The sequence below is a fragment of the Streptomyces sp. CA-294286 genome (assembly GCF_050947155.1).
Classification (GTDB): domain Bacteria; phylum Actinomycetota; class Actinomycetes; order Streptomycetales; family Streptomycetaceae; genus Streptomyces.
This window is the reverse complement of record NZ_CP192005.1, coordinates 5,552,832-5,578,864: the sequence shown is the minus strand read 5'-3', so window position 1 is coordinate 5,578,864 and position 26,033 is coordinate 5,552,832. Positions and strand designations below refer to the sequence as shown.

Genomic DNA, 26,033 nt, shown 5'->3' with positions numbered 1-26,033 from the left:
CGCGTCACGTCTCTGCGTCGTGCCTATCAGCGCCGTGCTCCGGGCGCCTTCCGGCACCGCTCCCGGGCCCGCCGAACGGGTGAGGAAACGGGGTGAGGGCGGACGCCGTGCGGCGTCCGCCCTCTGTGGGTGACAGGAAGGTGACAGGCCCCTGTGCGGTGCGGGGCCGGTGTCCTGTCAGGCCCGGTCGTGCTCGTGCGTACCGGCCGTCCCCGGCGTCGGAGCCGGAGCGCCCGGGGTCAGAACTGGAGCGCCCAGAGGTCGATCCTGCCGACGTCCTGGGCCGCGTTGTCGCTCACCCGCAGCTTCCAGGTGCCATTGGCGACCTCCGAGGAGGCGTTCACGGTGTACGTCTGGTTGATGTTGTCGCTGCTGCCTCCCGTGCCGTACCCCTTCAGGGTGTAGACGCTGCCGTCGGGGGCGACGAGGTCGACCTTGAGGTCGCCGATGTAGGTGTGCTTGATGTCGACCGGGACGCTCAGGGCGGACGGGGCGTTGCCCGCGACGCCGGTGACGGTGATCGGGGACTCGACGGTGGCGTTGTCGCGGATGGCCACGTCGGTGGCGTTCTCGAAGCGCTTGCCGGGGGGCGGCGTGGTCGAGCTGCCCACGTTCAGGAGCTTGTTCGGGGAGCCGGTGCCCGGGTTGGTGACCACGTTCGGGGTGGCCGCGGCCGAGAGTGCCGAGGAGACCTGGGCCGGGGTGGCCGACCTGTTGCCCGCCAGGTAGAGCGCTGCGGCTCCCGCCGCGTGCGGGGCGGCCATCGACGTGCCGGAGATCGTGTTGGTGGCGGTGTCGCCGGTGTGCCACGACGAGGTGATGGAGGAGCCCGGGGCGAAGAGGTCCAGGACGCTGCCGTAGTTGGAGAAGCTGGAGCGGGCGTCGGTGTTGGTGGTGGAGCCGACGGTGATCGCTTCGGCGACGCGCGCCGGGGAGTAGTTCTGGGCGTTGGCACCGCTGTTGCCCGCCGCGACGGCGTAGGTGATGCCGCTGGCTATGGAGTTGCGTACGGCGGTGTCCAGCGCGCTGTCCACGCCGCCGCCGAGGCTCATGTTGGCGACGGCCGGCTTGACGGCGTTCTTCGTCACCCAGTCGATGCCCGCGACGACCTGGGCGGTGGTGCCGGAGCCCTGGTTGTTCAGTACGCGTACGCCGACGATCCTCGCCTTCTTGGCGACGCCGTAGGCGTTGCCGCCGACGGTGCCCGCGACGTGCGTGCCGTGGCCGTTGCCGTCCTGCGCGGTGTTGTCGTTGTCGATCGCGTCGTAGCCGTAGCTCGCGCGCCCGCCGAAGTCACTGTGGGAGATGCGCACGCCGGTGTCGATGACGTACGCGGTCACGCCCTCGCCCGCGGAGTCGGGGTAGGTGTAGCTCCGGTCGAGCGGCAGCGCCCGCTGGTCGATGCGGTCCAGGCCCCAGGACGGCGGGTTGGGCTGGGTGGCGTCGATCGTGAACACGCGGTTCTGGGCGACCGAGGCGACCGAGGGGTCGGCGGCGAACTTCTTGGCCTGCGCCTCGGACAGTTCGACCGCGTAGCCGTTGAGGGCCCGCTCGTAGGTGTCCTTGATCTTCGCTCCGTACCGTTTGGCCAGCGCCTGGCCCTGCGCGGACTCCGCGTCGACGGCGGACTCCTTGAGGGTGACGATGTAGCTGCCCGGGACGGCGTCGGCCGCTCCCGCGTTCTCGATCAGCCCTTCGGCGGCGGTGGGGGCCGCGGCGGCGGGCAGGACGGAGACGGCGCCGAGCGCGAGGGCGGCGACCGCGGTGGCGCCGGCCACGGCGAGTCTTCGGGACGTGCTGCGGGCGGATGCAGGACGCATCGACATCGGAGGGGTCCTCCTCATGGGTGTGCACCGTGGGGTGCATCAGTGGGGGAATGTGCGGCAGGGGCATGACAAGCCAACGTGCGGTGAAGTCCGGCTTGCCGCCGACCGACCGACACCGAAAGATTGGCCCATCCTCCTGAACCCCACAAGAGGTCCTGCACTCCCGTAACACGTCGGCCACAGAATTGACATGACGTGTCGTCATATGCCGTCACCCGTCCCGCGCGGGCGCATCCTCCGGCGGCGGCGTCGGCGCGGCGGGCATGCACGGCCGGTCGGCGGGCACGCGGAGGACGTTCCCGCGTTCCCGAGGGGTCCGCTCCGAACCGAACCGAGGTGTGTCGTGGCCGTGCCCGCCGTCTGCGTCGCCCTGCCGGCCCCCGCCCTCGTGCTGCCCGGCTCCCGTGGCGACCCCGGCCGCCCACGGGGCCGCATGCCGATCTGAGCGGTTCCGGCCAGGATGGAACCGAGCACTGCCTTCGGACCACCGGCCTCTCCCCTTCCCGCCCCGCACGTCCGTCCCGCTCGGCCCGGCCCGCCCCGGGCTCGGCCCGGCCCCCTCCGCCGACCACGCGCCCCGACGACGCAAGGAAGCCCCCGTGGCCCACGACCCGAAACCGGCGACGCCCCTCCAGAGCCGGAACGACACCACCGCCGCCGAGGCGGAGCTGCTCGACGGCCTGCTGGTGGACGAAGAGCGCCCCGAGCAGCCCATCCTCCTGGACGGCGACGGCCGCCCCCTGGGCACCTGGCGCGAGAACTACCCGTACGACAAGAAACTCGGCCGTACCGCGTACGAACGTCAGAAGCGGATCCTCCAGATCGAGCTGCTCAAGCTCCAGAAGTGGGTGAAGGAGACCGGTCAGCGCGTCGTCGTGGTGTGCGAGGGCCGGGACGCGGCGGGCAAGGGCGGCACCATCAAGCGCTTCACCGAACGCCTCAATCCGCGCGGGGCCCGCGTCGTGGCGCTCGACAAACCCACCGAGCGCGAGAGCGGCCAGTGGTACTTCCAGCGGTACATCACGCACCTCCCCTCGGCCGGGGAGATCGTCTTCTTCGACCGGTCCTGGTACAACCGGGCGGGCGTGGAGCGGGTCATGGGCTTCTGCACCCCGGCCCAGTACCGGCACTTCTACGAACAGGCCCCGGCGTTCGAGCAGATGCTCACGGACGACGGGATCGTCCTGGTCAAGTTCTGGTTCTCGGTCTCGCGCAGCGAGCAGCGCACCCGGTTCGCCATCCGCCAGGTCGACCCGGTACGGCAGTGGAAGCTCTCCCCCACCGACCTGGCGTCGCTCGACCTGTGGGACGCGTACACCGAGGCGAAGGTCGAGATGTTCCGCGCGACGGACACCCCGCACGCGCCGTGGACCGTGGTCAAGAGCAACGACAAGCGGCGCGGACGCCTGGAGGCGATGCGCCACCTGTTGCTGCGCTGCGACTACACGGCCAAGGACGGGAGCGCGGTCGGGAAGGCGGACCCGCTCGTCATCGGCTCCGCCGACACCCTGCTGGAGAGCGGCGAGGAACCCACCGACCTCTCCCCCACCCCGCTGCTGGGCGAGGGCGACGGGCCGGGCCGGCACCCCGAGGAGGAGTGACGGCCCGGACCGGACCGAGCTGCCTGGACCGGGCCGATCCCGGACCGTCGGCCCGGTCCCTCAGCCGAGGACCTCGGTCACCGTGCCCGCGCCGACCGTCCGCCCGCCCTCGCGGATCGCGAAGCCGAGGCCCGGCTCCAGCGGAACCTCACGCCCGAGCGTGACCGTCATGGTGACGGTCTCGCCGGGCCGCGCGACGGCGGCCTCGCCGAGGTCCACGTCGCCGACCACGTCCGCGGTACGGAGGTAGAACTGCGGCCGGTAGCCGGAGGCCACCGGCGTCGACCGGCCGCCGTCCTTCGCCGACAGGACGTACACCTGGGCGGTGAAGTGCCGCGCGGGCGTGGTGCTTCCGGGGGCCGCCACGACGTGCCCGCGACGTACCCCGTCACGGGGCACCCCGCGCAGCAGCAGCGCGACGTTGTCGCCCGCCTGCGCACTGTCCATCGGCTTGCCGAAGGTCTCCAGCCCGGTGACCACCGTCTCGACGTCGGCGCCGAGCACCTCCACCCGGTCGCCGACCGCGACGGTGCCGCGCTCGACGGCCCCGGTCACGACGGTGCCGCGCCCGGTGATGGTGAGGACGTTCTCCACCGGGAGCAGGAACGGTGCGTCGACGTAGCGCTCCGGCATCGGCACGTACGTGTCGACGGCGTCGAGCAGCGCCTCGATGGACCCGGCCCAGCGCGGGTCGCCCTCCAGTGCCTTGAGCCCCGACACCCGCACGACCGGTACGCAGTCGCCGCCGTAGCCGTGGGAGGTGAGGAGTTCGCGCACCTCCAGCTCGACCAGGTCGGTGAGCTCGTCGTCGCCCGCGTCCGCCTTGTTGAGGGCGACGACGACGTGGTCGACGCCGACCTGACGGGCGAGCAGGACGTGCTCCGCGGTCTGCGGCATGATGCCGTCGAGCGCGGAGACGACGAGGATCGCGCCGTCGAGCTGGGCGGCGCCGGTGACCATGTTCTTGATGTAGTCGGCGTGGCCGGGCATGTCGACGTGGGCGTAGTGGCGGGTGTCCGTCTCGTACTCGACGTGCGCGATGTTGATGGTGATGCCGCGCAGCGCCTCCTCCGGCGCCCGGTCGATCCGGTCGAACGGGACGAAGGTGCCGGTCCCGCGCTCGGCGAGGACCTTGGTGATGGCGGCGGTCAGGGTGGTCTTGCCGTGGTCGACGTGACCCATGGTGCCGATGTTGAGGTGGGGCTTGGTGCGGACGTATGCCGTCTTGGGCATGACTCTTCCTTCGGGGTGACACGAAGCTGAGGTCTCGGTGCCGGGCCGAGCGGCCGTGCGGCGGGAGACGGGGACCCCTGGATCCGACCGACCCTCCCCCTGCGGGGTCCGCCGGAGTGTCCGGGGAGGGTCAGCTTCGGGCGCCGCCGAAGGCGTCGGGGCCGGATGCGGCCAGGACGGCTGCGCCGGAGCCGAGTGCGGCGAGGACTGCTGCGCCGGAGCCGAGTGCGGCGAGCGGGGAACCGGCAGCCCGAACAGCGCCCGCGACTGCGGGCGTTGCTGCGAGGAAGGCGTACCGGAACATGGGACCGATCATCGCCGATCGGGTCGTTCGGGTCGAACGGTTTTCCCGGCGGCGGGAAACGGCGACGCCCCGCACCGCCGACATGCCCCCGTCGGCACCCCCGCCCCGACGCGCCCCCGCCGGCACACCCGCACACCCCACGCGTCCCCCGGCCGACGCGCCCGCGCCCACGGCAGTCCCCGCACCGCCGGTCAGAGGTTCTTCAGGGCCTCCCGCGCGGACAGCGGCGACAGTTCCTCGCGGTGCGCCGCGACGAAGGCCCGTACCGCCGCCGGGTCCGTCTTGCCGTACTCGCGCAGGCACCAGCCGATGGCCTTGCGGACGAAGAAGTCCGGGTGGGAGGCCCGGCGCAGGCAGTGGGCGAAGAGCCGTCCGGTGTCGGTGTCGTCCTTGCGGCGGAGCTGGTGCAGCAGGGCGGCCCTGATGAGCCACACGTCCTCGTCGTCGATCCACTCGTCCATGACGGAGCCGAGTTCCGGGTCCGCGGCGACGAGCGGGCCGACGACGTGTACGGCGAGCAGGTCGACGGTGTCCCACCAGGGGAGGGTGACGATCAGCCGACGGACCACGGGCAGGAAGCCGGAGGACAGCCGTCCGACGTGCCGTCGCAGGTGGTCGACGGCGAAGTACTGGTACTCGCGGCCCTCCAGTTGCCAGCACCGCAACGCGATCGCCGTGCAGTCCGCCTCCTGGGGTTGCGGAGTGCCGGCGAGCACCACCCGGGAGAGCGCGCGGCGTTCGGGAGTGCGGATACCGAGGAAGGGAGTGATGTTTCGCATGTACGCGGCTGCCCGACCGGCCTGTACGGGGTCCGCCGCCGTCGGGTACACGCTGGTCAGCCGTGCCAGGACGGTGTCCGCCAGCGCGCTCGGCGGACCGCTGTCAGCCGTACGGGACAAGCGGTTCATGCGGTGCACATTACGGCGATCACACCCGTATGTCAGTTAGTCTCCCCGGATGTTCGACCAAGCCCCCCGGGCCCCGGCCCGCACGGACCGACCGCGCTCGGTTCGCCTCGCCAAGGCGCTGATGTCGCCCTGGGCGCGGCTCTTCCTGCTCGCGGTCGTGCTGGCGTCGGCGGCCACCGCGGTCCTGCTGTACGAGCCGCAGAAGATGCTGGCCGACGGGTGGCCGCCACAGCTGGGCGGAGCCATGGCGGCGGTGCTGTTCGGGGTGGCGTACGGGCTGTGCACGGTCGCGTTCGTGCCGCGCCCGATCCTCAACCTGGCGGCGGGCGCTCTCTTCGGCACCGCCCTGGGCCTCACCGCGTCCATCGGCGGAACGGTGCTGGGGGCGGGGATCTCGTTCGGTCTGGGCCGCCTGCTCGGGCAGGACGCGCTGCGCCCGATGCTGCGGGGGAGGGTGCTGCTCGCGGCGGACGGGGTGCTCAGCCGGCACGGTTTCCGTTCGATGCTGGCGATTCGGCTGTTCCCCGGAGTGCCGTTCGCCGCCGCCAACTACTGCGCGGCGGTCTCGCGGATGCGGTACTTCTCGTTCCTCACGGCGACCGGGCTCGGGTCGATTCCGAACACCCTGGCGTACGTCATAGCGGGCAGCGAGGCCGCGTCGCCGCGGTCGCCCGCGTTCTTGATCTCGGCGGGATTCATCGTGGTGTCGAGCATCGCGGGTGCGGTGGTGGCGTGGCGCAAGCGTCACTCGATCGGCCGATCGGCGGGGACGGGAGTGCTCGTGGCGAGTTCCGAGGACGTGCAGGGCAACGGGGCTCCGACCGCGGCGGCCGGGAAGGTTCCCGTACTCCCGCTCCCGAAGGGCTGAGCGCGCGGTCCGCGCCGTGCGGACCCCGCGGCACCCGGCGGGCGCACGCCGGGCCGGGGCCGGGCGGGGGCCGGCACGTGCGCGGCGCTCGGACCGGGACGCCCCGCGCCGGGTGAACTCGCGGGTGCGACACCGGGCCACGCCTGTTGCCCGCTGATCACCGATCGGCCACCTTCACTGGGTACGCTGCGCACTCACCCCACCCCCCGCGCAGTGCTCTCCCGCACCGCTGCGCCTCGATCCGGGACGGCGCCACCCTCATGAGCTGGTTCGAATCATTCATCCTCGGGCTGGTCCAGGGCCTGACCGAATTCCTGCCCATCTCGTCGAGCGCCCATCTGCGTCTGACGGCCGCTTTCGCGGGCTGGCAGGACCCCGGGGCGGCGTTCACCGCCATCACCCAGATCGGCACCGAGACGGCCGTCCTCATCTACTTCCGCAAGGACATCGCGACGATCCTCGGAGCCTGGTTCCGTTCGCTGCGGGACAAGTCGATGCGCGGGGACCACGATGCGCAGATGGGCTGGCTGGTGATCGTCGGCTCGATCCCGATCGGGGTCCTCGGCGTCACCCTCAAGGACCAGATCGAGGGCCCGTTCCGCGATCTGCGGCTGATCGCGACCACGTTGATCGTGATGGGCCTGGTACTCGGCTTCGCGGACCGGCTGGCCGCGCGGGCGGAGGCGAACGCGGGCAGCGGGCGGCACCAGGCCGGGAACCACCGCAAGACGCTGAAGGACCTCGGGATCAAGGACGGTCTGATCTACGGCTGCTGCCAGGCACTGGCCCTGATCCCGGGCGTGTCCCGCTCCGGCGCGACCATCAGCGGCGGCCTCCTGATGGGCTACACGCGGGAGTCGGCGGCGCGGTACTCGTTCCTGCTGGCGATCCCGGCGGTGCTGGCCTCGGGGGTGTACGAGCTGAAGGACGTCGGTGGACACGTGTCGTGGGGCCCGACGGTCTTCGCGACGGTGATCGCTTTCGTGGTGGGGTACGCGGTGATCGCGTGGTTCATGCGGTTCATCTCCACCCGGAGCTTCATGCCGTTCGTCTACTACCGGGTGGCCTTGGGCGTCCTGTTGTTCGTACTGGTCGGCACCGGTGTGCTGAGTCCGCACGCCGGGGAGTCGGCGGGCTGAGGCGTCCCGGGGGCGGGGGCCGGACGTTTGTGTCGCGCCGCCGGGCGGTACGGCTGTCCTGGACGGGGGCGCGCGGTGCGGCTGTCCTGGACGGGGGCGCGCGGTGCGGCTGTCCTGGACGGGGACGCGCGGTGCGGGCGTCGCGCGGGGCCCCTTGGCCCCACGCCCCCTCTGCCGGAGACTGACCCGATGACACAGCGTGTGGAACTCGCGACCGTAATGGACCGGCTGGCCGTCGACGCGGTGGTCACCGCCTACGCGGTAGCCGTCGACGACGGCGACTGGCCCGCCTACGAAGCCCTGTTCACACCGGACGGACGCGCCGACTACCGTTCGGCGGGCGGCATCGAGGGACCGGCCCGCGAGGTCTGCGGGTGGCTCGCCGAGATGCTGATGCTGTTTCCCGTGCGTCAGCACCTGATCGTCAACCGCCGCCTCCGCCTGGAGGAACTCGACGGGAACAGCGGGGACGGCGCGGAACTCCAGGCGGACTACCTCAATCCGATGCGGCTGGAACGCACGCCGGACGACCGTACGGGCGAAGAGCCCGCCGGCTCGTTCGCGCCGAACTTCGTCACCGGCGGGCGCTACACCTTCCGCCTGCTGCGTTCCGCCGACGACGACAGCTTCGGCTCCTGGCGCGTGCACCGGGTCACCGTCCACGAGAAGTGGCGGCGCACCGGGGCGGGCATCGTCTGACGTCCCCGGGCCCCGGTCCTCGCTGCGTCCGGCAGCCCCCCGGCCCCGGCGCGCGTCGTCCGGCGCCCGCCGGGCGCGGCCCGCGCGTCGTCCGAGGCCCACTGTCCCCGGTGGCGCCCCTCCCCCACACTGGGGGCATCACGTGGGCGCTGGTGAGGAGGCGCGGGATGGCGAAGCGCTGGACGCCCGGCCGCGGCCCGGGACAGGGTCCGTCCGCCGCCGTGAAGCGCGTCCTCGCCTCGCGCGGTGGGCGTGGCGCGGCGGCCGTCGGGGCCGGGATGCTGCCCGCGCCGGCCTTCCCCGCCCCGGGGCTGTGGTGGTTCGCGTACGTCGCCCTGGTGCCGTGGATGCTGCTGGCCCGGTCCGCTCCGACCGGGCGGCGGGCCGCGCTGGACGGCTGGCTGGGCGGGGCCGGGTTCGTCCTCGCCGTGCACCACTGGCTGCTGCCGAGTCTGCATGTGTTCACCCTGTTGCTGGCGGCTCTGGTGGGGCTGTTGTGGCTGCCGTGGGGGTGGTTGGTACGGCTGATGCTGGGCGGCGGGCCGACCGTGCCCCGCGCCCTCGCCGCGGTCGTGCTGCTGCCCTCCGGCTGGCTGATGGTGGAACTCGCCCGTTCCTGGGAGGGACTGGGCGGCCCGTGGGGGCTGCTCGGCTCGTCGCAGTGGGAGGTCACCGCCGGGTTGCGGCTCGCCTCGTTGGGCGGAGTCTGGCTGGTCAGTCTGCTGGTGGTGGCCGTCAACGTCCTTCTCGTGGTGCTGCTGACGCTGCCGTACGCCCGTACCGCCGCCGTATCCGCACTGGTGGCCTGTGTGCTGCTCGTCGGCGCATGCTGGCTCTGGGCCCCGCGGCCGGCGCAGGTCCACACGGCCCGGGTCGCGGTCGTGCAGCCGGGGGTGTTCGACGGGGCCGGCTCCGCCGGGCGGCGGCTGGCACGCGGCGAGGAGCTGACCCGCACCCTCGCCGGCCAGCGCGTCGACCTGGTCGTGTGGGGCGAGAGCAGCGTCGGCGAGGACCTGACGGCCCGCCCCGACGTGGCGGAACGGCTCGCCGCGCTGTCCCGGCTGGTCGGCGCGGACGTCCTCGTCAACGTCGACGCGCGGCGCTCCGACCGGCCCGGGATCCACAAGTCCTCGATCCTGGTGGGGCCTCGGGGGCCGACGGAGGCGCGCTACGACAAGATGCGGCTCGTCCCGTTCGGCGAGTACGTCCCGGCCCGCGCCGTGCTCGGCTGGGCGACCTCCGTGGGCAGGGCGGCGGGCGAGGACCGGCTGCGCGGCACGCACCAGGTGGTGATGCCGCTGGCGAACGGGCTGCGGCTGGGTCCGCTCGTCTGTTTCGAGTCCGCGTTTCCCGACATGAGCCGGCGGCTGGCGCGGGACGGCGCACAGCTGCTGGTCGCCCAGTCCGCGACGTCCACGTTCCAGGGGAGCTGGGCCCCGCGGCAGCACGCCTCGCTGGCGGCGCTGCGGGCCGCGGAGACCGGGCGGCCGATGGTGCACGCCACGCTGACCGGGGTCAGCACGGTGTACGGGCCGGGCGGCGCCCCAGTGGGCGAGCCGCTGGGCACGGACCGCAGTGCGGCCGCCGTGTACGACGTACCGCTCGCGCACGGCCTCACCCCGTACGCGAGGTACGGCAACTGGGCCGTCACCCTCGCCATGTGCGCGCTGGCGCTGCTGCTCGCCGCGGAGGGGGTGCGCAGCCTCAGGAAGCCTGCTCCACGGCCGCCCGTACGATCCGCTCGCACAGTGCGTGGGTCGCCAGCGCGTCCCGGGCGCTGAGCGGCTTCCCGGCGCGCACGGCGTCGAGGAAGCCGGTGACGGCCTGCTCGATGCCGCGCTGGCGGGCGACCGGCACCCAGTCGCCGCGGCGGCGGACGCTCGGCTGGCCCTTGTGGTCGACGATGTCGGCGAGGTTGAGGACCTGCCGCTTGGTGTCCCGGCCGGAGACTTCGAGGATCTCCTCGGTGGAGCCGCTCATCCGGTTCATGGTGCCGATGGCGGTGAAGCCCTCGCCGGAGAGCTGGAGGACGACGTGGTGCAGGAGGCCCTCGGCCGACCGGGTCCGCACGTCGACGTGGTCGATCTCGCCGGGGGCCAGGAAGCGCAGGGTGTCCACGACGTGGATGAAGTCGTCGAGGACGAAGGTGCGCGGGTCCTCGGGCAGGCCCACCCGGTTCTTCTGCATGAGGATCAGGTCGCGCGGGTGCTCGGCGCACTGTGCGTAGCCGGGGGCGAGGCGCCGGTTGAAGCCGACGGCGAGGCTGACGCCGCGCTCCTCGGCGAGCTCCACCAGGCGTACGGATTCGTGGAGTTCGTACGCGAGGGGCTTGTCGACGTACGTGGGGACGCCCGCTTCCAGGAGCCGGGTGACGATCTCCGGGTGGGCGCTGGTCGACGCGTGCACGAACGCGGCGTCCGGCCTCTGGGCGAGGAGCCCTTCGAGGTCGGTGTGCGTGCGCTCGGCGGGGACCCGGTGCGCCTCGGCGACCCGGGCCAGGGTCGCGGCGGTGCGGGTCTGGAGGTGCAGTTCCGTGTCCGGCAGGGTGGCGAAGACCGGCAGGTACGCCTTCTGCGCGATGTCTCCGAGCCCGATGACGCCGACCTTCACGGGTGTCCCTCTTCCTGTCGTCGTGCCTGGTGAACGGGTGTGGGGGCAGCATACGTGCGCTGCGGCGGACGCCAGTCGGCGATCCCGTCGAAGGTGCGCAGCGCCAGGCCGGGGGCGAAGCGGGCGAGGGCCGTCATGCCGTCCCGCAGGCCGGCCGCGGGCGTGCCGCTGAGCATCGTCAGCCGGGCGACCCGGGCGGAGGTGCGGACGATGCCCGTGGTGCGGGGCAACCGGTCGGCGGTGTACGCGGCGAGGGCCGCGCCGAGATCGCGGGCCGGCCCCACGTGGTGGGCCAGGACGATGCCGTCCTCGACGGCCTGGTTGCCGCCCTGCCCCAGGGCCGGGCACATCGCGTGCGCGGCGTCGCCGATCAGGACGGTGCGGCCCCGGTGGTGGGCGGGGAGGGGGGTGCTCATGTGGTGCACGTCGCCGCGCAGCAGCGTCGCGTCGGTGGCGGCGTCGAGGATCTGCGGGACGGGACGGTGCCAGTGGGCGTACCGGCGCAGCAGTTCGGCCTTCTCGCCGTCGGGGCTGCGTTCCCCGGCGGGGGCGGTGGCCGCGGCGTACGCGTAGATCCGGCCGTCCTTGAGCGGCTGGGTGCCCCAGATCTGACCGCGGCCCCAGGTCTCGTGCGGCGCGAAGGGCTCCGCGGGGGCGGGCACGACGACGCGCCAGGCGGTGAACCCCGCGTAGGTGACGCCGGGGTGTTCGGGGAAGAGGGTGCCGCGCACGCCGGACCGGACGCCGTCGGCCCCGACGACGAGGTCTGCCTCCAGGTCGCCGTCGGGCGTGCGGACGACCGCGGGCCTGCCGTCCACCGCTCCCCAGTCGACGAGCTGGGCGGGGGCGCCGGTACGGATCGTGCGGTCGGGCAGCCGGGCGGCGAGGGCCTCGACGAGGGTGGCCCGGTGGACGAGGGCCAGTGGGTCGCCGAACCGCCGGACGGCCGCCGAGCTGTCCGTACGGGCGAGCCACCGACCGCCCGGTGTGCGTACGCCGCCGGGGCCCTGCCAGGCGGCGAGGCGGCGGACGGTGTCGCCGAGGCCGACGACGTCGAGTGCGCGCAGTGCGTTGGGGGCCAGGACGATGCCGGCGCCGACCGGCTCAAGGGAGGCGGCCCGCTCCAGGACGGTGACTCGCAGACCGCGTTGATGCAGGGCGAGCGCGGCGGTGAGGCCGCCGATTCCGCTGCCGACGACCAGCACGCGGCCGTGGGGCTGTGGGGACATGACTCCTCCTGGGCGACTACATCCGTAGTGACGATCCAGACGCTACTACACCCGTAGTGAGGGCGGTAGATTGGCCCCATGACCGCTCGCACCTCGCGCACCGCCCCCTCCTCGCTTCCGGGCGCCCTCTCCGCCGGCGCTTCCCCGCGCGCGGACCTGATCGCCGACGCCGCTTTGGGACTCCTGGTCGAGCGGGGGATGCGCGGCCTCACCCACCGTGCGGTCGACGAGGCCGCCGGGCTGCCCCAGGGCTCCACGTCCAACCACGCACGCACCCGGCAGGCACTCCTGGAGACCGCGACGCAGCGCCTAGCCGTGCTGGAGGCACGCGTGCTCGGCCTCAACGCCCTGCCCGGCGGCCCCGGCGCGAGCACCGCGGACCTGCCCGGGATGCTGGCAGCCGTGCTGCACCGGCACCTGAGCGGGCACCGCGACCTGCTCGTGGCCCGCTACGAACTGGCCCTGGAAGCCACCCGGCGGCCGGAGTTGCGGGAGTTCTACGACACGGCGGGGAAGGTCCGGTTCCGCGAGCCGCTGGAGGCGATGATGACGGCGGCCGGATCGGCCGAACCGCAACGGCACGCGCTGTCACTGATCGCGTGGGTCGAAGGGCTGATGTTCTCGTGCGCGGCGGGCTCCTACCACTCGGCGGTGCCCACCGAGGAAGAACTCCGCACGGGGTTCGCGGAGCTGTTGCGCGGGATGCTCGGCACGTGAACGGCTGCCGCGCGGGATGCTCCACACGTGCGCGGCGACCGATTCGTCACTCGTGCGGGCCAATATCGGGCTTCCGGCTTCCCCAACCGGGTCCGTGATCAGCAGAGTTGCGCGCGTGCATCGAACAAGAACCGTGACGAGAGCCGCAGCGACGCTTCTGGTGGGGATGGCCGTGACCGCCGCGTCGGGCTGCATGGCCGCCGGGGCGGGGCCGGACGGTTCCCCCACCGCCCCGCCGCAGCCCCCCGCCTCGCAGCCGTCGGCGCCACGCCCGCCGCAGCCCGCAGGCCAGGGCGGGCAGCCCGAGCGGCTCGTGGAGGCCCCGGTACGCGAAGTACTGGAGGCGGCCATGCTGCCGACGGAGCAGCTGCCCGAGCCCCGGCGGCCCGCCGCACGGCAGGCGGACCAGGAGGCGGCGCACGGGCCCGTCGGCCGCCCCGGGCCGAAGCGCGCCGAACCGCCCGCCCGCGGGGCCACCGCCGACCGGACCGGGCCGGGAGACAAGTCCGGGCGCGACTCAGGGCGCGCGTCCGGGCGCACGTCCGGCCGGGAAGCCGCGCCCACGTCCCGCGACGAGCCCGGCCGCGGCACGGCGAAGCGCAAGCGGAAGGCGAACCCGGCACCGGAGCTGCCGAAGGTCCCCGTCACGGGTGCCGACGTCTGCGCCCTCGGCACCGGCTACGGCGGCTGGAGGACGAACAGCCCCGAGGCACGGATCTGCCGGGAGACGTACGGGGGGTGACGGGCGGGAGAGGCCGCGAACGCACGGAAGTACGGGGCACGGAGGTACGGGGCACGGAGGTGCGGGGCACGCGGGGCCGAGACACTGGGGTCGACGCACGGCCGCCGGCGGGGGCACGAAGGGCCAAGGGCACCGGAGGCTCTTGTGGGTCCGACACGTCGCGGGCCACACGGCGGGGGCACGAAAGGCCGAGGGCACCGGAAGCTCATGGGCCCGGCACGTCGCGGGCCACGGCGGGGGGCGCGGGTCAGTCCCCCGCCAGCCGCGCGTCCAGCCGTCCGATCGCCCCGCGGACACCCTGGCCGTAACCGTCGTCGACGAGGGCGTCACACAGGGCCTTCGCCCGGCGCAGATGGCTGCGGGCCGCCTCCCGGCGGCCGAGCTTCGCGTAGGCCGTCGCGAGGTTGAGGTGCAGCGACGGATAGAAGCCGCGCAGCGGCGTCGAACCGGTGCCCAGGGGGCCCGCCGCGTCGTCGGCGGCTGCCAGGGCCCGCAGGTCCCAGAGCAGTTCGTCCCGCGGGTCGTCCTGCGCGTCCGCCATGTAGTGGGCGAGCAGGCAGCGGTGGCGGGCGTCACCGGTGGCGCCGATCTCCTCCCAGAGGGCGCCGAACCTGCTGCGCGCCTCCTGCCGGTCGCCGGCGTGGAGCAGGATCGCCGTCTGCCCGATCCGTGTCGTCACGGCGTCCTGGGACGCCTCCTGCTGCTCCATCGTCGGCCTCCGCTGCCCGCTGCTTCTCCGGTACGCCCTGCACGGCGTACCGGAGAAGCTAGCCGCCCGCGGCGGCGATCCGGCTCAGGCTCAGCCCAGGTTCGGTATGGTCCAGTCGATCGCCTCGTGGCCCTGGGCGGCGACGGCCTCGTTGATCTGGGTGAAGGGACGGGAGCCGAACCACTTCTTCGCCGACAGCGGCGAGGGGTGCGCCCCCTTCACCACCGCGTGCCGGTCCGTGTCGATCAGCGGCAGCTTCTTCTGGGCGTAGTTGCCCCACAGCACGAAGACCGCCGGGTCCGGACGGTCGGCGACCGCGCGGATCACCGCGTCGGTGAACTTCTCCCACCCCTTGCCCTTGTGCGAGTTGGCCTCGCCCTTGCGGACGGTGAGCACCGCGTTGAGCAGCAGCACGCCCTGCTCGGCCCAGGGCATCAGGTAGCCGTTGTCCGGGACCGGGGTGCCGAGCTCCTCGTGCATCTCCTTGTAGATGTTGCGCAGGGACGGGGGCGTCCTGACGCCCGGCCGCACCGAGAAGCACAGTCCGTGGCCCTGTCCCTCGCCGTGGTACGGGTCCTGGCCGAGGACCAGGACCTTCACCTTGTCGTAGGGCGTGGCGTCGAGCGCGGCGAAGACCTGCTCGCGCGGCGGGTAGACCGGACCCTTCGCCCGCTCGTCCTCGACGAACTCCACCAGCTCCTCGAAGTAGGGCTTCTGGAGTTCCTCGCCGAGGACGCCGCGCCAGGACTCGGGCAGCATGTGGGCATCGGTCACGTCAACAACCTCCGGTGTCACGGTCTCTTCTCTGTTCCGAGAACCTACCGGCCACCACTGACAACGCCCGCCCCGCCGGCCGCCCGGCCCCCGGCGTGCCCGGCTACCAGCTGGTCTTGCGGTAGAGCTCCCACACCTGCATCACGGTCTGCGGGTCCAGCGCGCGCTCCGTGCCGCCGATCTCCTGGGAGGCGGCGACGTACATCTTGCCCTGCCACAGCGGCAGCAGCCGGACGTCCTCCATGAGGATCTTCTGGGCCCGCACGAAGAACGGCGTGGACCGCTTCCGGTCGACCTCGACACGCGACTTGGGGAGCAGGTCGTTGGTGATCTCGGGCACCTTGTACGGCGTGGAGATCGCGTTGCGCTCCCCGACGAAGGGCGCCACGAAGCTGTCCGCGTCGGGGTAGTCCGGCGCCCAGCCTCGCCCGAAGACCGGGTAGGCGCCCTTCTGCACGCCGACCTGGAACTGCTCCCAGGGAAGACCTTCGAGGGTGATGGAGAACAGCCCGGACGCCTCCAGCTGGCGCTTCAGCTCGGCGAACTCCAGCGCGGTGGACGAACCGTACCGGTCGGTGGTGTACCAGAAGGTCATCTTCACCGGGGCGGTGATGCCCGCCTCGCGCAGGACCTTCCTGGCCGCCTTCGCGTCGGGCTCCCCGTACCTGTCGAAGAAGTCGGTGGTGTGCCCGGCGATGCCTCGCGGCACCATCGAGTACAGCGGCTCGGCGGTGCCCTTGAAGACCTTCTCGACGAGGGCGGGCCGGTCCACGAGGTGCGCGATCGCCTTGCGGACGGCCGGCTTGGCGGAGTTCGGGTCCCTCGGGTTGAAGACCAGGTAGTGGATCTCCGAGCCGGGTGTCTCGATCACCTTCACCGGCCCGGTCGACTTCTCCTCCAGGTCGACGATCTGCTCGGCGGTCAGTCCGCGGAACGTCGCGTCGATCTCCTTGTTCTCCAGCGCCTTGACCATCTTCGCGGAGTCGTCGAAGTAGCGGATGGTGACGGCGTTGTTCCGCCGGTCGGCGAAGCCGTTGTACGTCTCGTTGCGCACCAGCTCCGCGGCGGCGTCGGCTCCCTTGGGCCGGTATGCCTGGAGGGTGTACGGGCCCGACCCGGTCAGCGCGTTGTCGTCGCGCAGCCTGTCGGCCGGGTACGCCTTCGGGCTGACCAGCGACATGCCGGGCGTGGCCAGCACGAACGGGAACGTCGCGTCGGGCTTGTTGAGGTGGAAGGCGACCTTGTCGCTGCCCTGTGTCTCGATCTTCCCCAGGCTGGAGAGCAGCTCGCCCGGACCGCCCTGTGCCTTGATCCTGACGATCCGCTCGATCGAGTGCTTGACCGCGGCGGCGTCCAGCTTCGCGCCGTCGGAGAAGGCCAGCCCCGGCTTGAGCTCGCACTCGAAGACGCGGTGGGTCTTGTCGGCGAAGTTGCACGTCCTGGCCGCGTCGGGGGCGGGCGCCGAGCTTCCCGTCGGGTAGCTCAGCAGGGTCTGGAAGACGTTGCGGTACAGCTCCCACGACCCGTCCCAGGCCCCGGCGGGATCGAGCGTGCTGGGCTTGCTGGTCGTGCCGACGGTGATCATGCTCCCCGCCTTCGCACTGTCCTCGGTGAGTACCCCGCATCCAGCCAGCAGGGCTATGGACGTGAGGGCTGCGGACGCCCGCAGGCTCCTGGTCCGGTCAAACACGTGCACGCTCCTCGATCAGCCATGGGTCGGCAGACCATACCGCAACGGCCTGTCGGCGCAACTACAGTGCCCCAACAGGCCGTTCGGATATCGGAATGCCCGATTCCGTCAGCGGTCGGCGGCAGGTCCGCCGACCGCCGACGGCAGCCCCGTCAGGCGACTCCGGCGTTGAGGAAGATGCCTCCGTCGACGACGAGCGTCTGCCCGGTGACCCAGTCCGACTGCGCGGAGGTGAGGAACGCCGCCGCTCCGCCGATGTCCGACGGGACGCCGAGCCGGCCCAGCGGGTACGCCGCCGCCGCCTCCGCCTCCCGGCCCTCGTACAGCGCCTGGGCGAACTTGGTCTTCACCACCGCGGGGGCGATGGCGTTCACCCGCACCCGGGGCGCGAACTCGTGCGCCAGCTGGAGCGTGAGGTTGACCATGGCGGCCTTGCTCATGCCGTAGGCGCCGATGAAGGGTGAGGCCGAAACGGCCGCCACCGAGGCGATGTTGACGATCGCGCCGCCGTTCTCGCCCTGCCACGCCTTCCAGGTGCGCTGGGCGAAGCCGAGCGCCGAGATCACGTTCGTCTCGAAGACCTTGCGGGCGACGTTCAGGTCCATGTCGGCCATGGGCCCGAACACCGGGTTGGTGCCGGCGTTGTTGACGAGGAAGTCGACCCTGCCGAACGCCTCCATCGTCCGCTCGACGGCGGCGCCCTGGTGGCTCTCGTCGTGCGCCTTGCCCGCGACGCCGATCACCCGGTCCGCGCCGAGCCTGTCCACCGCCTCCTTGAGGGCGTCCTCGTTGCGGCCGGTGATGCACACCCGGTCGCCGCGCGCGACGAACGCCTCCGCGATGCCGTAGCCGATGCCCCGGCTCGCGCCGGTGACCAGTGCGACCCTGCCGCTGTCCCGTACCCCGCTGTCCTGCACTGCTTCCGTCATGTGTTCCCGTTCCCCAGTTCGCCGGTACCTGTACTCCTTTGCCGCGGACGTCAGTTGAGCGGGCCGCCGGCGACGTACATGACCTGGCCGGAGACGAAGCCCGCGTCCTCGCCGGTGAAGAAGGCGATGGCGTTGGCGATGTCCTCGGGCCTGCCGACGCGCTGTACGGGGATCTGGGTGGCCGCGGCCGCCTGGAAGTCCTCGAAGTCCATGCCGACCCGTGCGGCCGTCTGCGCGGTCATCTCGGTGACGATGAAGCCGGGGGCGACGGAGTTGGCGGTGACGCCGAACTTGCCGAGTTCCTTGGCGAGGGTCTTGGTGAAGCCCTGCAGACCCGCCTTGGCGGCGGCGTAGTTGGCCTGCCCCCGGTTGCCGAGCGCGGAGGAGGAGGACAGGTTGACGATCCGGCCGAACTTGGCGTCCACCATGTGCTTCTGGCAGGCGCGGGACATCAGGAAGGCACCCTTGAGATGTACGCCCATGACGGTGTCCCAGTCCGACTCGCTCATCTTGAACAGCAGGTTGTCACGCAGCACGCCCGCGTTGTTGACGAGGATCGTGGGCGCGCCCAGTTCGGTGGCGACGCGGTCCACGGCGGCGGTGACCTGGGCCTCGTTCGACACGTCGCAGCCGACGGCGAGCGCCTTGCCGCCCGCCGCGGTGATCTTCTCGACGACGTCCTTGCAGGCCGCCTCGTCGAGGTCGAGCACGGCGACGGCACGACCCTCGGCCGCCAGCCGCACTGCGGTGGCGGCACCGATGCCGCGCGCCCCTCCGGTCACGATCGCTACGCGCTGCTCAGTGGTGGACATTGCGGGTTCTCCTCGTCCTCGGGAACTGCTCCATCGCTGAGCAACCGCTTAGTACCTCAGCAGTCGTGACGCTAGAAGCCGCGGCACCCGGTGTCAACGGCCGTTCCCCACCCGGACGAAGGTCACACTCCCCACGGAGCCCCTCAGCGCACCAGCACGTCGAGCAGCCGCTCCAGTTCCGCGTGCGGATCGGCCGTCAACCCGGTGTGCACGGGGCCGGGCTGCACGACGGCGGAACGAGGCGCGCTGAGCCAACGGAACCGCCGCCCCGGATCGTCGCCCGCCGCCTGCCCGGCACCCTCGCCGCCCCCGCACAGGCCCTCCACGGCGTGCAGCGCGGCCCGTACGCCGGCCACGTCGGCTCCGGGATCGAGGGTGAGGAGCTTGCCCTCGTCGAGGTGCGTGAGGGCCGCCGCGAACGACTTGGCCCGGCAGTAGACCATCACGCCCGCGTTGAACATCTCGCCGCGTTCGACCCGGGGCACCACGCGCACCAGCGCGTACTCGAAGACGTGCCGCTGCGGCTTGTCCCCGCCCCGCTGCGGCGTGCCCGCGCCCTGGGTCCCGGCGCCCTGCGTCCGCCCGCTCACTTCGCGCCGCCGTCCTGCTGCATCTGCTGGTCCTTCTTCGTCGGGTGCGGCCACGGCCTGACGTGGTCGGTGAGCCAGCCCGGCGCCTGCGAGGGGCGGTCCTTGGTGGGCGCTTCGAGCGTGATGCGCTCGTGGATGGTGGCGGCGCGCGGCAGCAGCGCCTGCACGTACGCGCGGCGCAGCTCGTCGGGGCTGTCGAAGCCGGGCTCGTCGGTCAGCCAGACGTCGGGCACCTGCGCGGCGACCTCGGTGAGCAGGTCCGCGGTGACCCGTGGAGCCAGCTCGCGCGCGGCGGCGCCGATGTCCGGCCCGAAGCGGGCGAGGACGTGGTCGGAGGCGTTGTACGGCTTGGCCGCGGCGGCCTGCGCGGTGGGCCAGTTGTGCTGCCAGATCATGGTGGCGCCGTGGTCGATGAGCCACAGGTCGCCGTGCCAGACCATCATGTTGGGGTTGCGCCAGGACCGGTCGACGTTGTTGATCAGCGCGTCGAACCAGACCACCTGCCCCGCCTCGGCCGGGCCCACTTCGTAGGCGAGCGGGTCGAAGCCGATCGACCCCGGCAGGAAGTCCATCCCGAGATTCAGCCCGCCGCTCGCCTTGAGCAGCTCCTGCACCTCCTGGTCGGGCTCGCCCAGCCCGATGACCGGGTCCAGGTCCATCGCCACCAGCCGCGGCACCCTCAGCCCGAGCCGCCGGCCCAGTTCGCCGCAGATCACCTCGGCGACGAGCGTCTTGCGCCCCTGCCCGGCGCCGGTGAATTTCATGACGTACGTACCGAGATCGTCGGCCTCGACGATTCCCGGGAGCGAGCCGCCCTCACGCAGGGGCGTGACGTAGCGGGTCGCGATGACTTCGGTCAGCATTTCGCCAGGCTATACGGGCCCGCACCCCCTCCCTCCACGTGATGTGAAAGTGTGCCCGAGTTCCCCATCGCCCCGCTCCCCGCGGGCGGTGCCCCCCGATCCTGCGGAGTGCGTCGACGGCCCTGGGCCACCGTCGGGGATCTTGATGATGACGGCCGGCCATGCCCTCGACATCTCAGTCTCCAAGACCCCCGACCTCGTCACCCGCGATCAGCTCTGCGTCTCCTCGCGGCGTGCGACAGCGGCCGCGTCGAGTACGACGAGCAGCTTGCCGGTGGTACGCCGAGCCTCCAGATCGCTGTGGGCCTGGGCGGCCTCGGACAATGCGTAGCGGCCCGTCACGGTGACCTCAAGCGCCTTGGAGCGCACCCACTCGAACACATCGGCGGCCCGTCGGAGCAGCTCGGACCGATCGGCGATGAAGTCCCCGAGGCTGGGCCGGATCAGGGTCAGAGAACCACCGTGGGCGAGCCGAATCGGATCAAACGGCGGCACGGCACCACTTGCCGCGCCGAAGAGCACGAGATGGCCGCGGGTTCGCAGGCTGGCGAGGCTCGCATCGAAGGTGTGCGCGCCGACGCCGTCGAAGACAACCGGCAGTCCCTGACCGCCGTTGAGCCGCCGCACCTCGGCTGCGAGCTCGTGGACTGCGGAGGAAAGAATCACCTCGGCGGCCCCGGCACGCTTGGCCAGCTCGGCCTTCGCCGTGGTCGACGTCGTGCCGATCACCCTGCCGCCGAGATGAGTGATGAGCTGGGTCAAAAGCAGCCCCATGCCGCCGGCAGCCGCATGCACGAGCACCGTGTCGCCCTCCTGAACCGGGTAGGCGTCCTTGACGAGATAGTGCGCGGTCATGCCTTGGAGGAGCACGGCGGCGGCTGTCTCGAAGTCGATGTCGTCGGGCAGCGGCACCAGCCGGGAGGTGTCCACGACGGCCCGCTCGGCATACGTGCCGGGAATCTCCACCCACCCGACCCGGTCCCCGACTGCGACGTCAGCGACGCCGGGTCCCACTTCGACGACCGTGCCGGCGCCCTCAGCGCCCGGGGTGAAGGGCAGCGGGAGGCTGTACCGGCCTTCGCGGTGGTAGACGTCGAGGAAGTTGACCCCGGATGCGGCGACCTCCACGAGCGCCTCGCCCGGCCCCGGCCGCGGCTGGTCCACCTCGGCCACCTGCAGCACCTCGGGACCGCCCACTTCGTACACCTGAATTGCTCGCATCATGCCCCTCCCACAACGGCTCGTCCCCCCACCAACCCCGTGGATGGCGATCTGATTCCCGGCAACCGGACCAGCCCGCCTGCCCCGCCCAGCGGGCGGCGTTTCCGCGCTCGGCGGCATCGTGCACGCGGCGGGCCTCCCCATCGGCACGCACGTTCCGCCCGTGCGTCCGCTGTCCTTCGCGTGCAAGCCGTCGCACGGGGGCATGCGGGCCGTCCCGGCCGGGCGGGTGCCGTTCAGCACTCCGGTGCAGGCTCCTTGGCCCGTACGGGAGGAGCGTCGGCCCGGGACGCGGAGCGGTCGACCAGCGTCAGCAACGGGCCGGTCATGGCGGTGGTAGCCAGCGCCATCACCAGCAGGGCGAGGTACAGCGCGGGAGTGAGCACCCCCGCGCTGTACCCGACCTGGAGGAGAACGATCTCGGTGAGTCCCCTGGTGTTGAGCAGTACGCCCAGCCGCAGCGCCTCGGCGCGGTCCTCCCCGCCGCGGCGCGAGAAGACGTAGCCTCCGCCGATCTTCGCGAGCGTGGCGAGGACCGTCGCCGCGAGCGCCACGAGCCACGGTATGCCGACCGATCCGGTCCAGATCTGGAGCCCGGTGGTGACGAAGAAGACCGGCACCAGCCAGAGGCCCAGCGCCGTCACCCGGTGGACCGGCACCTTCCAGTGCACCGGGCCGGTCGGGACCGCCAGCCCCACCACGAACGCGCCGAAGAGCGCCGTGAGCCCCCAGGTCTCCGCCGCCGACGCCGAGCCAAGAGCGCAGCCGCCCAGCAGCACGGCGGCCACCCAGGGGTGGCGCGCGCAGAACCGGTCGGCGGGTCCCAGCCGCAGCAGCCTGCGGACGAGCACGGTCGCCGCCAGGCCGAGCACCAGAACGCCCGCCGCGGTCGCGATGCCTCCCGTACCGCCCCTGGAGAGGGCGACGACCACAGCGAGCACCAGCCAGGCGAAGGCGTCGACGATCACCGCCGAGGTCAGCGCGAGGCCGCCCGCACGCGTGGTCGTCAGGCCCCGGTCGGCGAGGATCCTGGCGAGCACGGGGACGGCCGTGACCGCCATCGCGACCGTCAGGAGCAGTACGAAGGCGAGGGTGGGCCCGTCGCCGCGCAGTGCGGGCCTGTCGTACCAGACGAGGCATCCCGCGAAGGCCGCGCCCGCCGCGAGAGAGGGCACCAGGGTGCCCACGATCGTCCGGCCGACCGCCCGGTCCCGCAACCGTGCCGAGTCGAGCCTCAGTTCGTGGGCGACACCGACCAGGAAGAGGACCAGCCCCGCGTGCCCGATGACCCGCAGCGGTTCGAGGACGGGGTCCGGCAGCAGGACCCGCTGGGCGTGCGGCCAGAGCCAGCCGAGCACGGCGGGTCCGAGCAGCATCCCGACGGCGATCTCTCCGACGACGGACGGCTGCCCGAGGCGGCGGGCGAGCCACCGCCCCAGGTGAGCGACCACCAGCATGGCGACGAGTGCGACGAGCACATGGCCGGCCGGCCCGGCTGAGAACGAGTCGGTCACCGCCCTGACGCGTCTTCCGCTTCCGTCATGAAGGCCACCACCCGCCGGACGATGCCTTCGTCGCGCAGGACCCGGGTGTGGCCCAGGTTCTCGACCTCGACGAGTTCGGCCTCCGGCCAGGCGTCCACGAGGGCCCGGCTGTCCGGCAGCGGTGATTCGGGGTCGTGGGCGTCATGGACGACCAGCAGACCGCCCGCGAAGCCCGGTGCCGCGACGAGCGGCTCGATGTCGTCGAACACCACTCCCAGCCAGTCCTCCGCACGCGCGCGGACCAGGGCGATCGCCTCGGGCGACGCCTGAAGCAGCTCCCCGGAGCGCCGCCACAAAGTCGTGTAGCTGCTGATCGGGTTGAAGAACACGACCTTCTGCGGGGCCAGCCCGCGGGACATCCCGTAGGTCACCGCCGGGGCGCCCATCGAGTGCGCGGCGACGGCATGGAAGGGGCCGTACCGTACGTTCGCGGCCTCGATCGCCCTGGCGAAGTGGATGACCGAGGACTCCTTGCCCTCCGACTCGCCGTGCCCCGGCAGGTCGAGGGCGACCACGGTGAAGCCCTGCGCGACGAGCGCTTCCGCCAGTACGGCGACGTGTCCGGCGTTGCCCGCCCAGCCGTGCACCAGCAGGGCCTTGCGCTCTCCGCCGCTCCAGACGTAGTGGACCACCTTGTCGCCGTCGACGGCCTCGGTCTCTGCCGATGCCCGGTCGAGGATCTCCTTGGTCCCGCGGGGAAGGGGGGTGCGCATCGGCGTGAACGCCATCCGCCGCAGCTTTTCCGTCGTGTCCATGTGACCTTCTCGCTCCTCGGTGCGCCGGCCGGCCGGTCGGCCGCGGCCGGATGGGTCCGACTGCTTCGTTGACTCGCAGGGGGCTGCACGACGTGAACTCGCGCAGGGCTGCTTCTGGTTCATCCCACTTCGCGCAGGAACGCGGAGACGATGCTCCGTACCTGCGGCGTCTCCATGATCTCGAAGTGCTCGGCCCCTTCGATCAGTTCGAGCCTCGCCCGCGTCCAGCCGGCGTGCAGCTCCGCTGCGTGTCCGGGCGGGACGTACTCGTCGGCGCTCCCGTGGATGACCAGCCCCGGCACGTCGATGGCCCGGACGGCCTCCAGCGGGGAAAACGCCGTCCACAGGTCCGCGCCGAAGCAGCCCTGCAACTGACCTTGCAACTCGTTCGACTGACTGGCCGTCAGGTTGTTGAGTTCCGCGAACTTCTCGGCGATGAACAGCATGCTGGACGGCGAGGCAATCGTGATCAGCGCCTTGGCCCTCAGTCCTTCGTGCCATGCCGAGAGCGCCCACAGCGCGCCCAGGGAATGGCCGACCACCGCGTGGAGACCGGTGATCCGGTCGTACATGCCGCGCATCAGCGCGCGTATCTCGACTGGATCGGCCGTCGCGCCGAGGGCCTCGCCGTGCGCCGTCACGTCGAAGAGCACCACCCGGTAGCCCTGCCCCAGCAGCTCCTCCGCAAGAGCCACCATGCTTCCCAGATTGGCGTGCAGACCGTGCACCAGGAGCACGGTCGGACCGCTGCCGCTCTGGAAGTACTTGTAGAACCTCCCGTTCACCTTGATCGTGCGTGAGCGGCACCGGTTGAGGAATGCCTTGGCGAACGGATCGTGCGGGAGTCTGGTGACCTCGCAGAACTCCCGCACGAGCGGGGGCAGGGCGTCGGCCTGACGCATGGAGCGAACCCTTCCGGTGCGGCGGTGCGGCGGTGCGGTTCTGGTCCGGCTAGTGGGACAGGGCGTCGAGGCACTTTCTGGCCCGGTCGGGGAGCACGTACTCCCCGTCCTGCACGATGCGTTCGTACAGGCGCTCCACGCGCGCGTAGTGGTCGTCGAGGTTCTGGTCCAGGAGGTGGTACTCGGACTTGTTGTAGATCCCGTACTGGAGGTCGGTCATGAGGCCGAACGGATCGATGGAGTCCGCGCGGACCTTGGAGCCGAACACGAGCTTCAGGAACTCGTCCGTGCTCTCGTAGCCGAGAGTGGCGAGCAGGAACTCGATCGACGCCCATTTGCGCTTGATCTGGTAGGCGCGCTCGTCCGGGTCGACGATGAAGTCGAGCCCGCTGGACATGCCGCGCGGGTAGTGCACCCGGTTGAAGCAGCGCAGGTCGATGGTGAGCCGGTCCTTCGGCGTCATCGGCAGCGTGCCGTCCGCGTGGACGCGGTAGTTGTCGAAGACCAGCGCGTCGCCCACCCTGCTGTCGCAGTAGTAGCCGGGGGACGGCGTGTCCGCGTAACGCTTCTCCCAGTACTTCGCCATCAGGAAGTCGCGCACCGAGGGCAGGTCGATCTCCGAGAGGCTCCCCTCCAGGAAGAGGAACAGCGCCTTGTCGACGGCGTCCTTCTCCTCGCCCTCCAGGCCGTACTCCAGCATCTTCTCGTACACGAACTGCAGGTTCGGCGCCTCGACCTCGGCCTCCTCGAAGATCACGAAGGGCTGCCGGTCGAGCGGCGTCGGGGTGAGCGCGGTGTGGAAGCTGCGGTACTCGGTGGGGAATCCCAGCCGCTTCTTGACCAGGGACGGCACCTGGAGCCCGATGCTGCTGGCCGCGTGGGTGCCGTACGGCTTCTTGTTGGCGGGCACGATGAACGCGTTGACCACCGCGGTCTCGACCTCGGGGAAGTGCTCCCGCACCTTGTCCTGGTTGAGGTCGTAGAAGCGTTTGGCCGAAGGCACGAACAGGACGCAGTTCTCGAACATGGTGGAGACGGGGAAGTAGCTGCCGATCGAGGCCGCGGCGAAGCTCTCCTGGATGATCGCCTGGCACCGCAGCTGGCGTGCCAGGTTGTCGGCGAGGTCCTCGTCCAGGTTCATCCGGACGACCTCGGTGGGGGTCACCTCGGGATGGAAGCAGCTCGGGTTGAGTGCCCGCGCCGGTGGCAGCCGGGACTCCACCTCTCCCTTGTCCACCGTGTACTTGTCGAGGACGGGGGCCAGTTGCCCGGCGTGGGCGGCCGCGGAGGTGTGGAGGAAGGTGCCGGTCTTCTGGTAGGTGCCCGTTACCGGGGTCTCTGTCTCGGCTGTCGCGTCGGTCATGGCCG

The 26,033-nt window shown here is 71.9% G+C and carries 25 protein-coding genes; 7 read left to right on the top strand and 18 right to left on the bottom strand.

The window, feature by feature from the left end; translation table 11 throughout:
• Positions 1 to 239 precede the first annotated feature (239 nt).
• Positions 240 to 1,826 carry a S8 family peptidase gene (locus ACQPZG_RS29340; protein WP_433548694.1) on the bottom strand — a complete coding sequence of 529 codons (1,587 nt, stop codon included), beginning with the start codon at positions 1,824 to 1,826 and terminating at the stop codon, positions 240 to 242.
• Between the two features lie 599 nt (positions 1,827 to 2,425).
• Between ACQPZG_RS29340 and ppk2 the strand changes: the two genes are divergently transcribed.
• A complete protein-coding gene (gene ppk2, locus ACQPZG_RS29335) occupies positions 2,426 to 3,427 on the top strand; it encodes a polyphosphate kinase 2 (RefSeq protein ID WP_433548693.1) in 1,002 nt (333 codons plus the stop codon).
• Between the two features lie 60 nt (positions 3,428 to 3,487).
• On the opposite strand, the gene tuf is transcribed toward ppk2, so the two are convergent.
• From tuf to ACQPZG_RS29320, 3 genes are all read right to left on the bottom strand, one after another.
• Positions 3,488 to 4,660, bottom strand: coding sequence for an elongation factor Tu (gene tuf / locus ACQPZG_RS29330; protein WP_433548692.1), 1,173 nt, complete (start codon positions 4,658 to 4,660; stop codon positions 3,488 to 3,490).
• A gap of 130 nt (positions 4,661 to 4,790) precedes the next feature.
• Complete coding sequence (locus ACQPZG_RS29325) at positions 4,791 to 4,964, bottom strand: hypothetical protein (RefSeq protein WP_433548691.1); 174 nt, start codon at positions 4,962 to 4,964, stop codon at positions 4,791 to 4,793.
• Positions 4,965 to 5,155: 191 nt separating this feature from the next.
• The gene (locus tag ACQPZG_RS29320) at positions 5,156 to 5,872 is read right to left on the bottom strand and encodes a DNA alkylation repair protein (protein WP_433548690.1); all 717 of its coding nucleotides are present in this window, start codon (positions 5,870 to 5,872) and stop codon (positions 5,156 to 5,158) included.
• Between the two features lie 49 nt (positions 5,873 to 5,921).
• On the opposite strand from ACQPZG_RS29320, the gene ACQPZG_RS29315 reads away from it, so the two are divergent.
• From ACQPZG_RS29315 to lnt, 4 genes are all read left to right on the top strand, one after another.
• The gene (locus tag ACQPZG_RS29315) at positions 5,922 to 6,740 is read left to right on the top strand and encodes a TVP38/TMEM64 family protein (RefSeq protein WP_433548689.1); all 819 of its coding nucleotides are present in this window, start codon (positions 5,922 to 5,924) and stop codon (positions 6,738 to 6,740) included.
• A 260-nt stretch (positions 6,741 to 7,000) separates the two neighbouring features.
• A complete protein-coding gene (locus ACQPZG_RS29310) occupies positions 7,001 to 7,879 on the top strand; it encodes an undecaprenyl-diphosphate phosphatase (protein WP_433548688.1) in 879 nt (292 codons plus the stop codon).
• Positions 7,880 to 8,068: 189 nt separating this feature from the next.
• Positions 8,069 to 8,578, top strand: a complete 510-nt coding sequence (locus tag ACQPZG_RS29305; RefSeq protein ID WP_433548687.1) for a nuclear transport factor 2 family protein — start codon at positions 8,069 to 8,071, stop codon at positions 8,576 to 8,578.
• A gap of 167 nt (positions 8,579 to 8,745) precedes the next feature.
• Complete coding sequence (gene lnt / locus ACQPZG_RS29300; RefSeq protein ID WP_433548686.1) at positions 8,746 to 10,359, top strand: apolipoprotein N-acyltransferase; 1,614 nt, start codon at positions 8,746 to 8,748, stop codon at positions 10,357 to 10,359.
• Here the strand turns inward: lnt and ACQPZG_RS29295 are convergent.
• Both ACQPZG_RS29295 and ACQPZG_RS29290 read right to left on the bottom strand, forming a co-directional pair.
• Positions 10,283 to 11,188 (bottom strand): Gfo/Idh/MocA family protein, encoded by a 906-nt coding sequence (locus ACQPZG_RS29295; RefSeq protein ID WP_433548685.1) that lies wholly within the window; start codon positions 11,186 to 11,188, stop codon positions 10,283 to 10,285. The genes lnt and ACQPZG_RS29295 overlap by 77 nt on opposite strands.
• A complete protein-coding gene (locus ACQPZG_RS29290) occupies positions 11,185 to 12,417 on the bottom strand; it encodes an FAD-dependent monooxygenase (protein WP_433548684.1) in 1,233 nt (410 codons plus the stop codon). Before ACQPZG_RS29290 ends, ACQPZG_RS29295 begins: the two co-directional genes overlap by 4 nt.
• A 78-nt stretch (positions 12,418 to 12,495) precedes the next feature.
• On the opposite strand from ACQPZG_RS29290, the gene ACQPZG_RS29285 reads away from it, so the two are divergent.
• Complete coding sequence (locus ACQPZG_RS29285) at positions 12,496 to 13,134, top strand: TetR/AcrR family transcriptional regulator (RefSeq protein WP_433548683.1); 639 nt, start codon at positions 12,496 to 12,498, stop codon at positions 13,132 to 13,134.
• A gap of 133 nt (positions 13,135 to 13,267) precedes the next feature.
• Entirely contained in the window at positions 13,268 to 13,876 is a 609-nt protein-coding gene (locus tag ACQPZG_RS29280) for a hypothetical protein (protein WP_433548682.1), read from the top strand.
• Positions 13,877 to 14,123: 247 nt separating this feature from the next.
• Here ACQPZG_RS29280 and ACQPZG_RS29275 read toward each other — a convergent pair whose 3' ends face one another.
• The 12 genes from ACQPZG_RS29275 to ACQPZG_RS29220 form a co-directional block, all read right to left on the bottom strand.
• A complete protein-coding gene (locus ACQPZG_RS29275; RefSeq protein ID WP_433548681.1) occupies positions 14,124 to 14,585 on the bottom strand; it encodes a hypothetical protein in 462 nt (153 codons plus the stop codon).
• A gap of 90 nt (positions 14,586 to 14,675) precedes the next feature.
• Entirely contained in the window at positions 14,676 to 15,359 is a 684-nt protein-coding gene (locus tag ACQPZG_RS29270; protein WP_433548680.1) for a uracil-DNA glycosylase, read from the bottom strand.
• A 103-nt stretch (positions 15,360 to 15,462) separates the two neighbouring features.
• Positions 15,463 to 17,049, bottom strand: coding sequence for an ABC transporter substrate-binding protein (locus tag ACQPZG_RS29265; RefSeq protein ID WP_433548679.1), 1,587 nt, complete (start codon positions 17,047 to 17,049; stop codon positions 15,463 to 15,465).
• 152 nt (positions 17,050 to 17,201) lie between these two features.
• The gene (locus ACQPZG_RS29260) at positions 17,202 to 17,978 is read right to left on the bottom strand and encodes an SDR family oxidoreductase (protein ID WP_433548678.1); all 777 of its coding nucleotides are present in this window, start codon (positions 17,976 to 17,978) and stop codon (positions 17,202 to 17,204) included.
• 50 nt (positions 17,979 to 18,028) lie between these two features.
• Positions 18,029 to 18,790, bottom strand: a complete 762-nt coding sequence (fabG, locus tag ACQPZG_RS29255; RefSeq protein ID WP_433548677.1) for a 3-oxoacyl-ACP reductase FabG — start codon at positions 18,788 to 18,790, stop codon at positions 18,029 to 18,031.
• Positions 18,791 to 18,933: 143 nt separating this feature from the next.
• Positions 18,934 to 19,287, bottom strand: a complete 354-nt coding sequence (locus ACQPZG_RS29250) for a DUF3037 domain-containing protein (protein ID WP_433549595.1) — start codon at positions 19,285 to 19,287, stop codon at positions 18,934 to 18,936.
• Between the two features lie 89 nt (positions 19,288 to 19,376).
• Positions 19,377 to 20,243, bottom strand: a complete 867-nt coding sequence (locus ACQPZG_RS29245) for a HipA family kinase (RefSeq protein ID WP_433548676.1) — start codon at positions 20,241 to 20,243, stop codon at positions 19,377 to 19,379.
• Positions 20,244 to 20,453: 210 nt separating this feature from the next.
• Entirely contained in the window at positions 20,454 to 21,467 is a 1,014-nt protein-coding gene (locus ACQPZG_RS29240) for a quinone oxidoreductase family protein (protein ID WP_433548675.1), read from the bottom strand.
• A 233-nt stretch (positions 21,468 to 21,700) separates the two neighbouring features.
• The gene (locus ACQPZG_RS29235) at positions 21,701 to 22,978 is read right to left on the bottom strand and encodes a cation:proton antiporter (RefSeq protein WP_433548674.1); all 1,278 of its coding nucleotides are present in this window, start codon (positions 22,976 to 22,978) and stop codon (positions 21,701 to 21,703) included.
• Entirely contained in the window at positions 22,975 to 23,763 is a 789-nt protein-coding gene (locus ACQPZG_RS29230; RefSeq protein WP_433548673.1) for an alpha/beta hydrolase, read from the bottom strand. Before ACQPZG_RS29230 ends, ACQPZG_RS29235 begins: the two co-directional genes overlap by 4 nt.
• Before the next feature lie 119 nt (positions 23,764 to 23,882).
• Positions 23,883 to 24,665, bottom strand: a complete 783-nt coding sequence (locus ACQPZG_RS29225) for an alpha/beta fold hydrolase (protein WP_433548672.1) — start codon at positions 24,663 to 24,665, stop codon at positions 23,883 to 23,885.
• Between the two features lie 49 nt (positions 24,666 to 24,714).
• Positions 24,715 to 26,028, bottom strand: a complete 1,314-nt coding sequence (locus tag ACQPZG_RS29220; RefSeq protein WP_433548671.1) for a hypothetical protein — start codon at positions 26,026 to 26,028, stop codon at positions 24,715 to 24,717.
• Between the last annotated feature and the right edge of the window lie 5 nt (positions 26,029 to 26,033).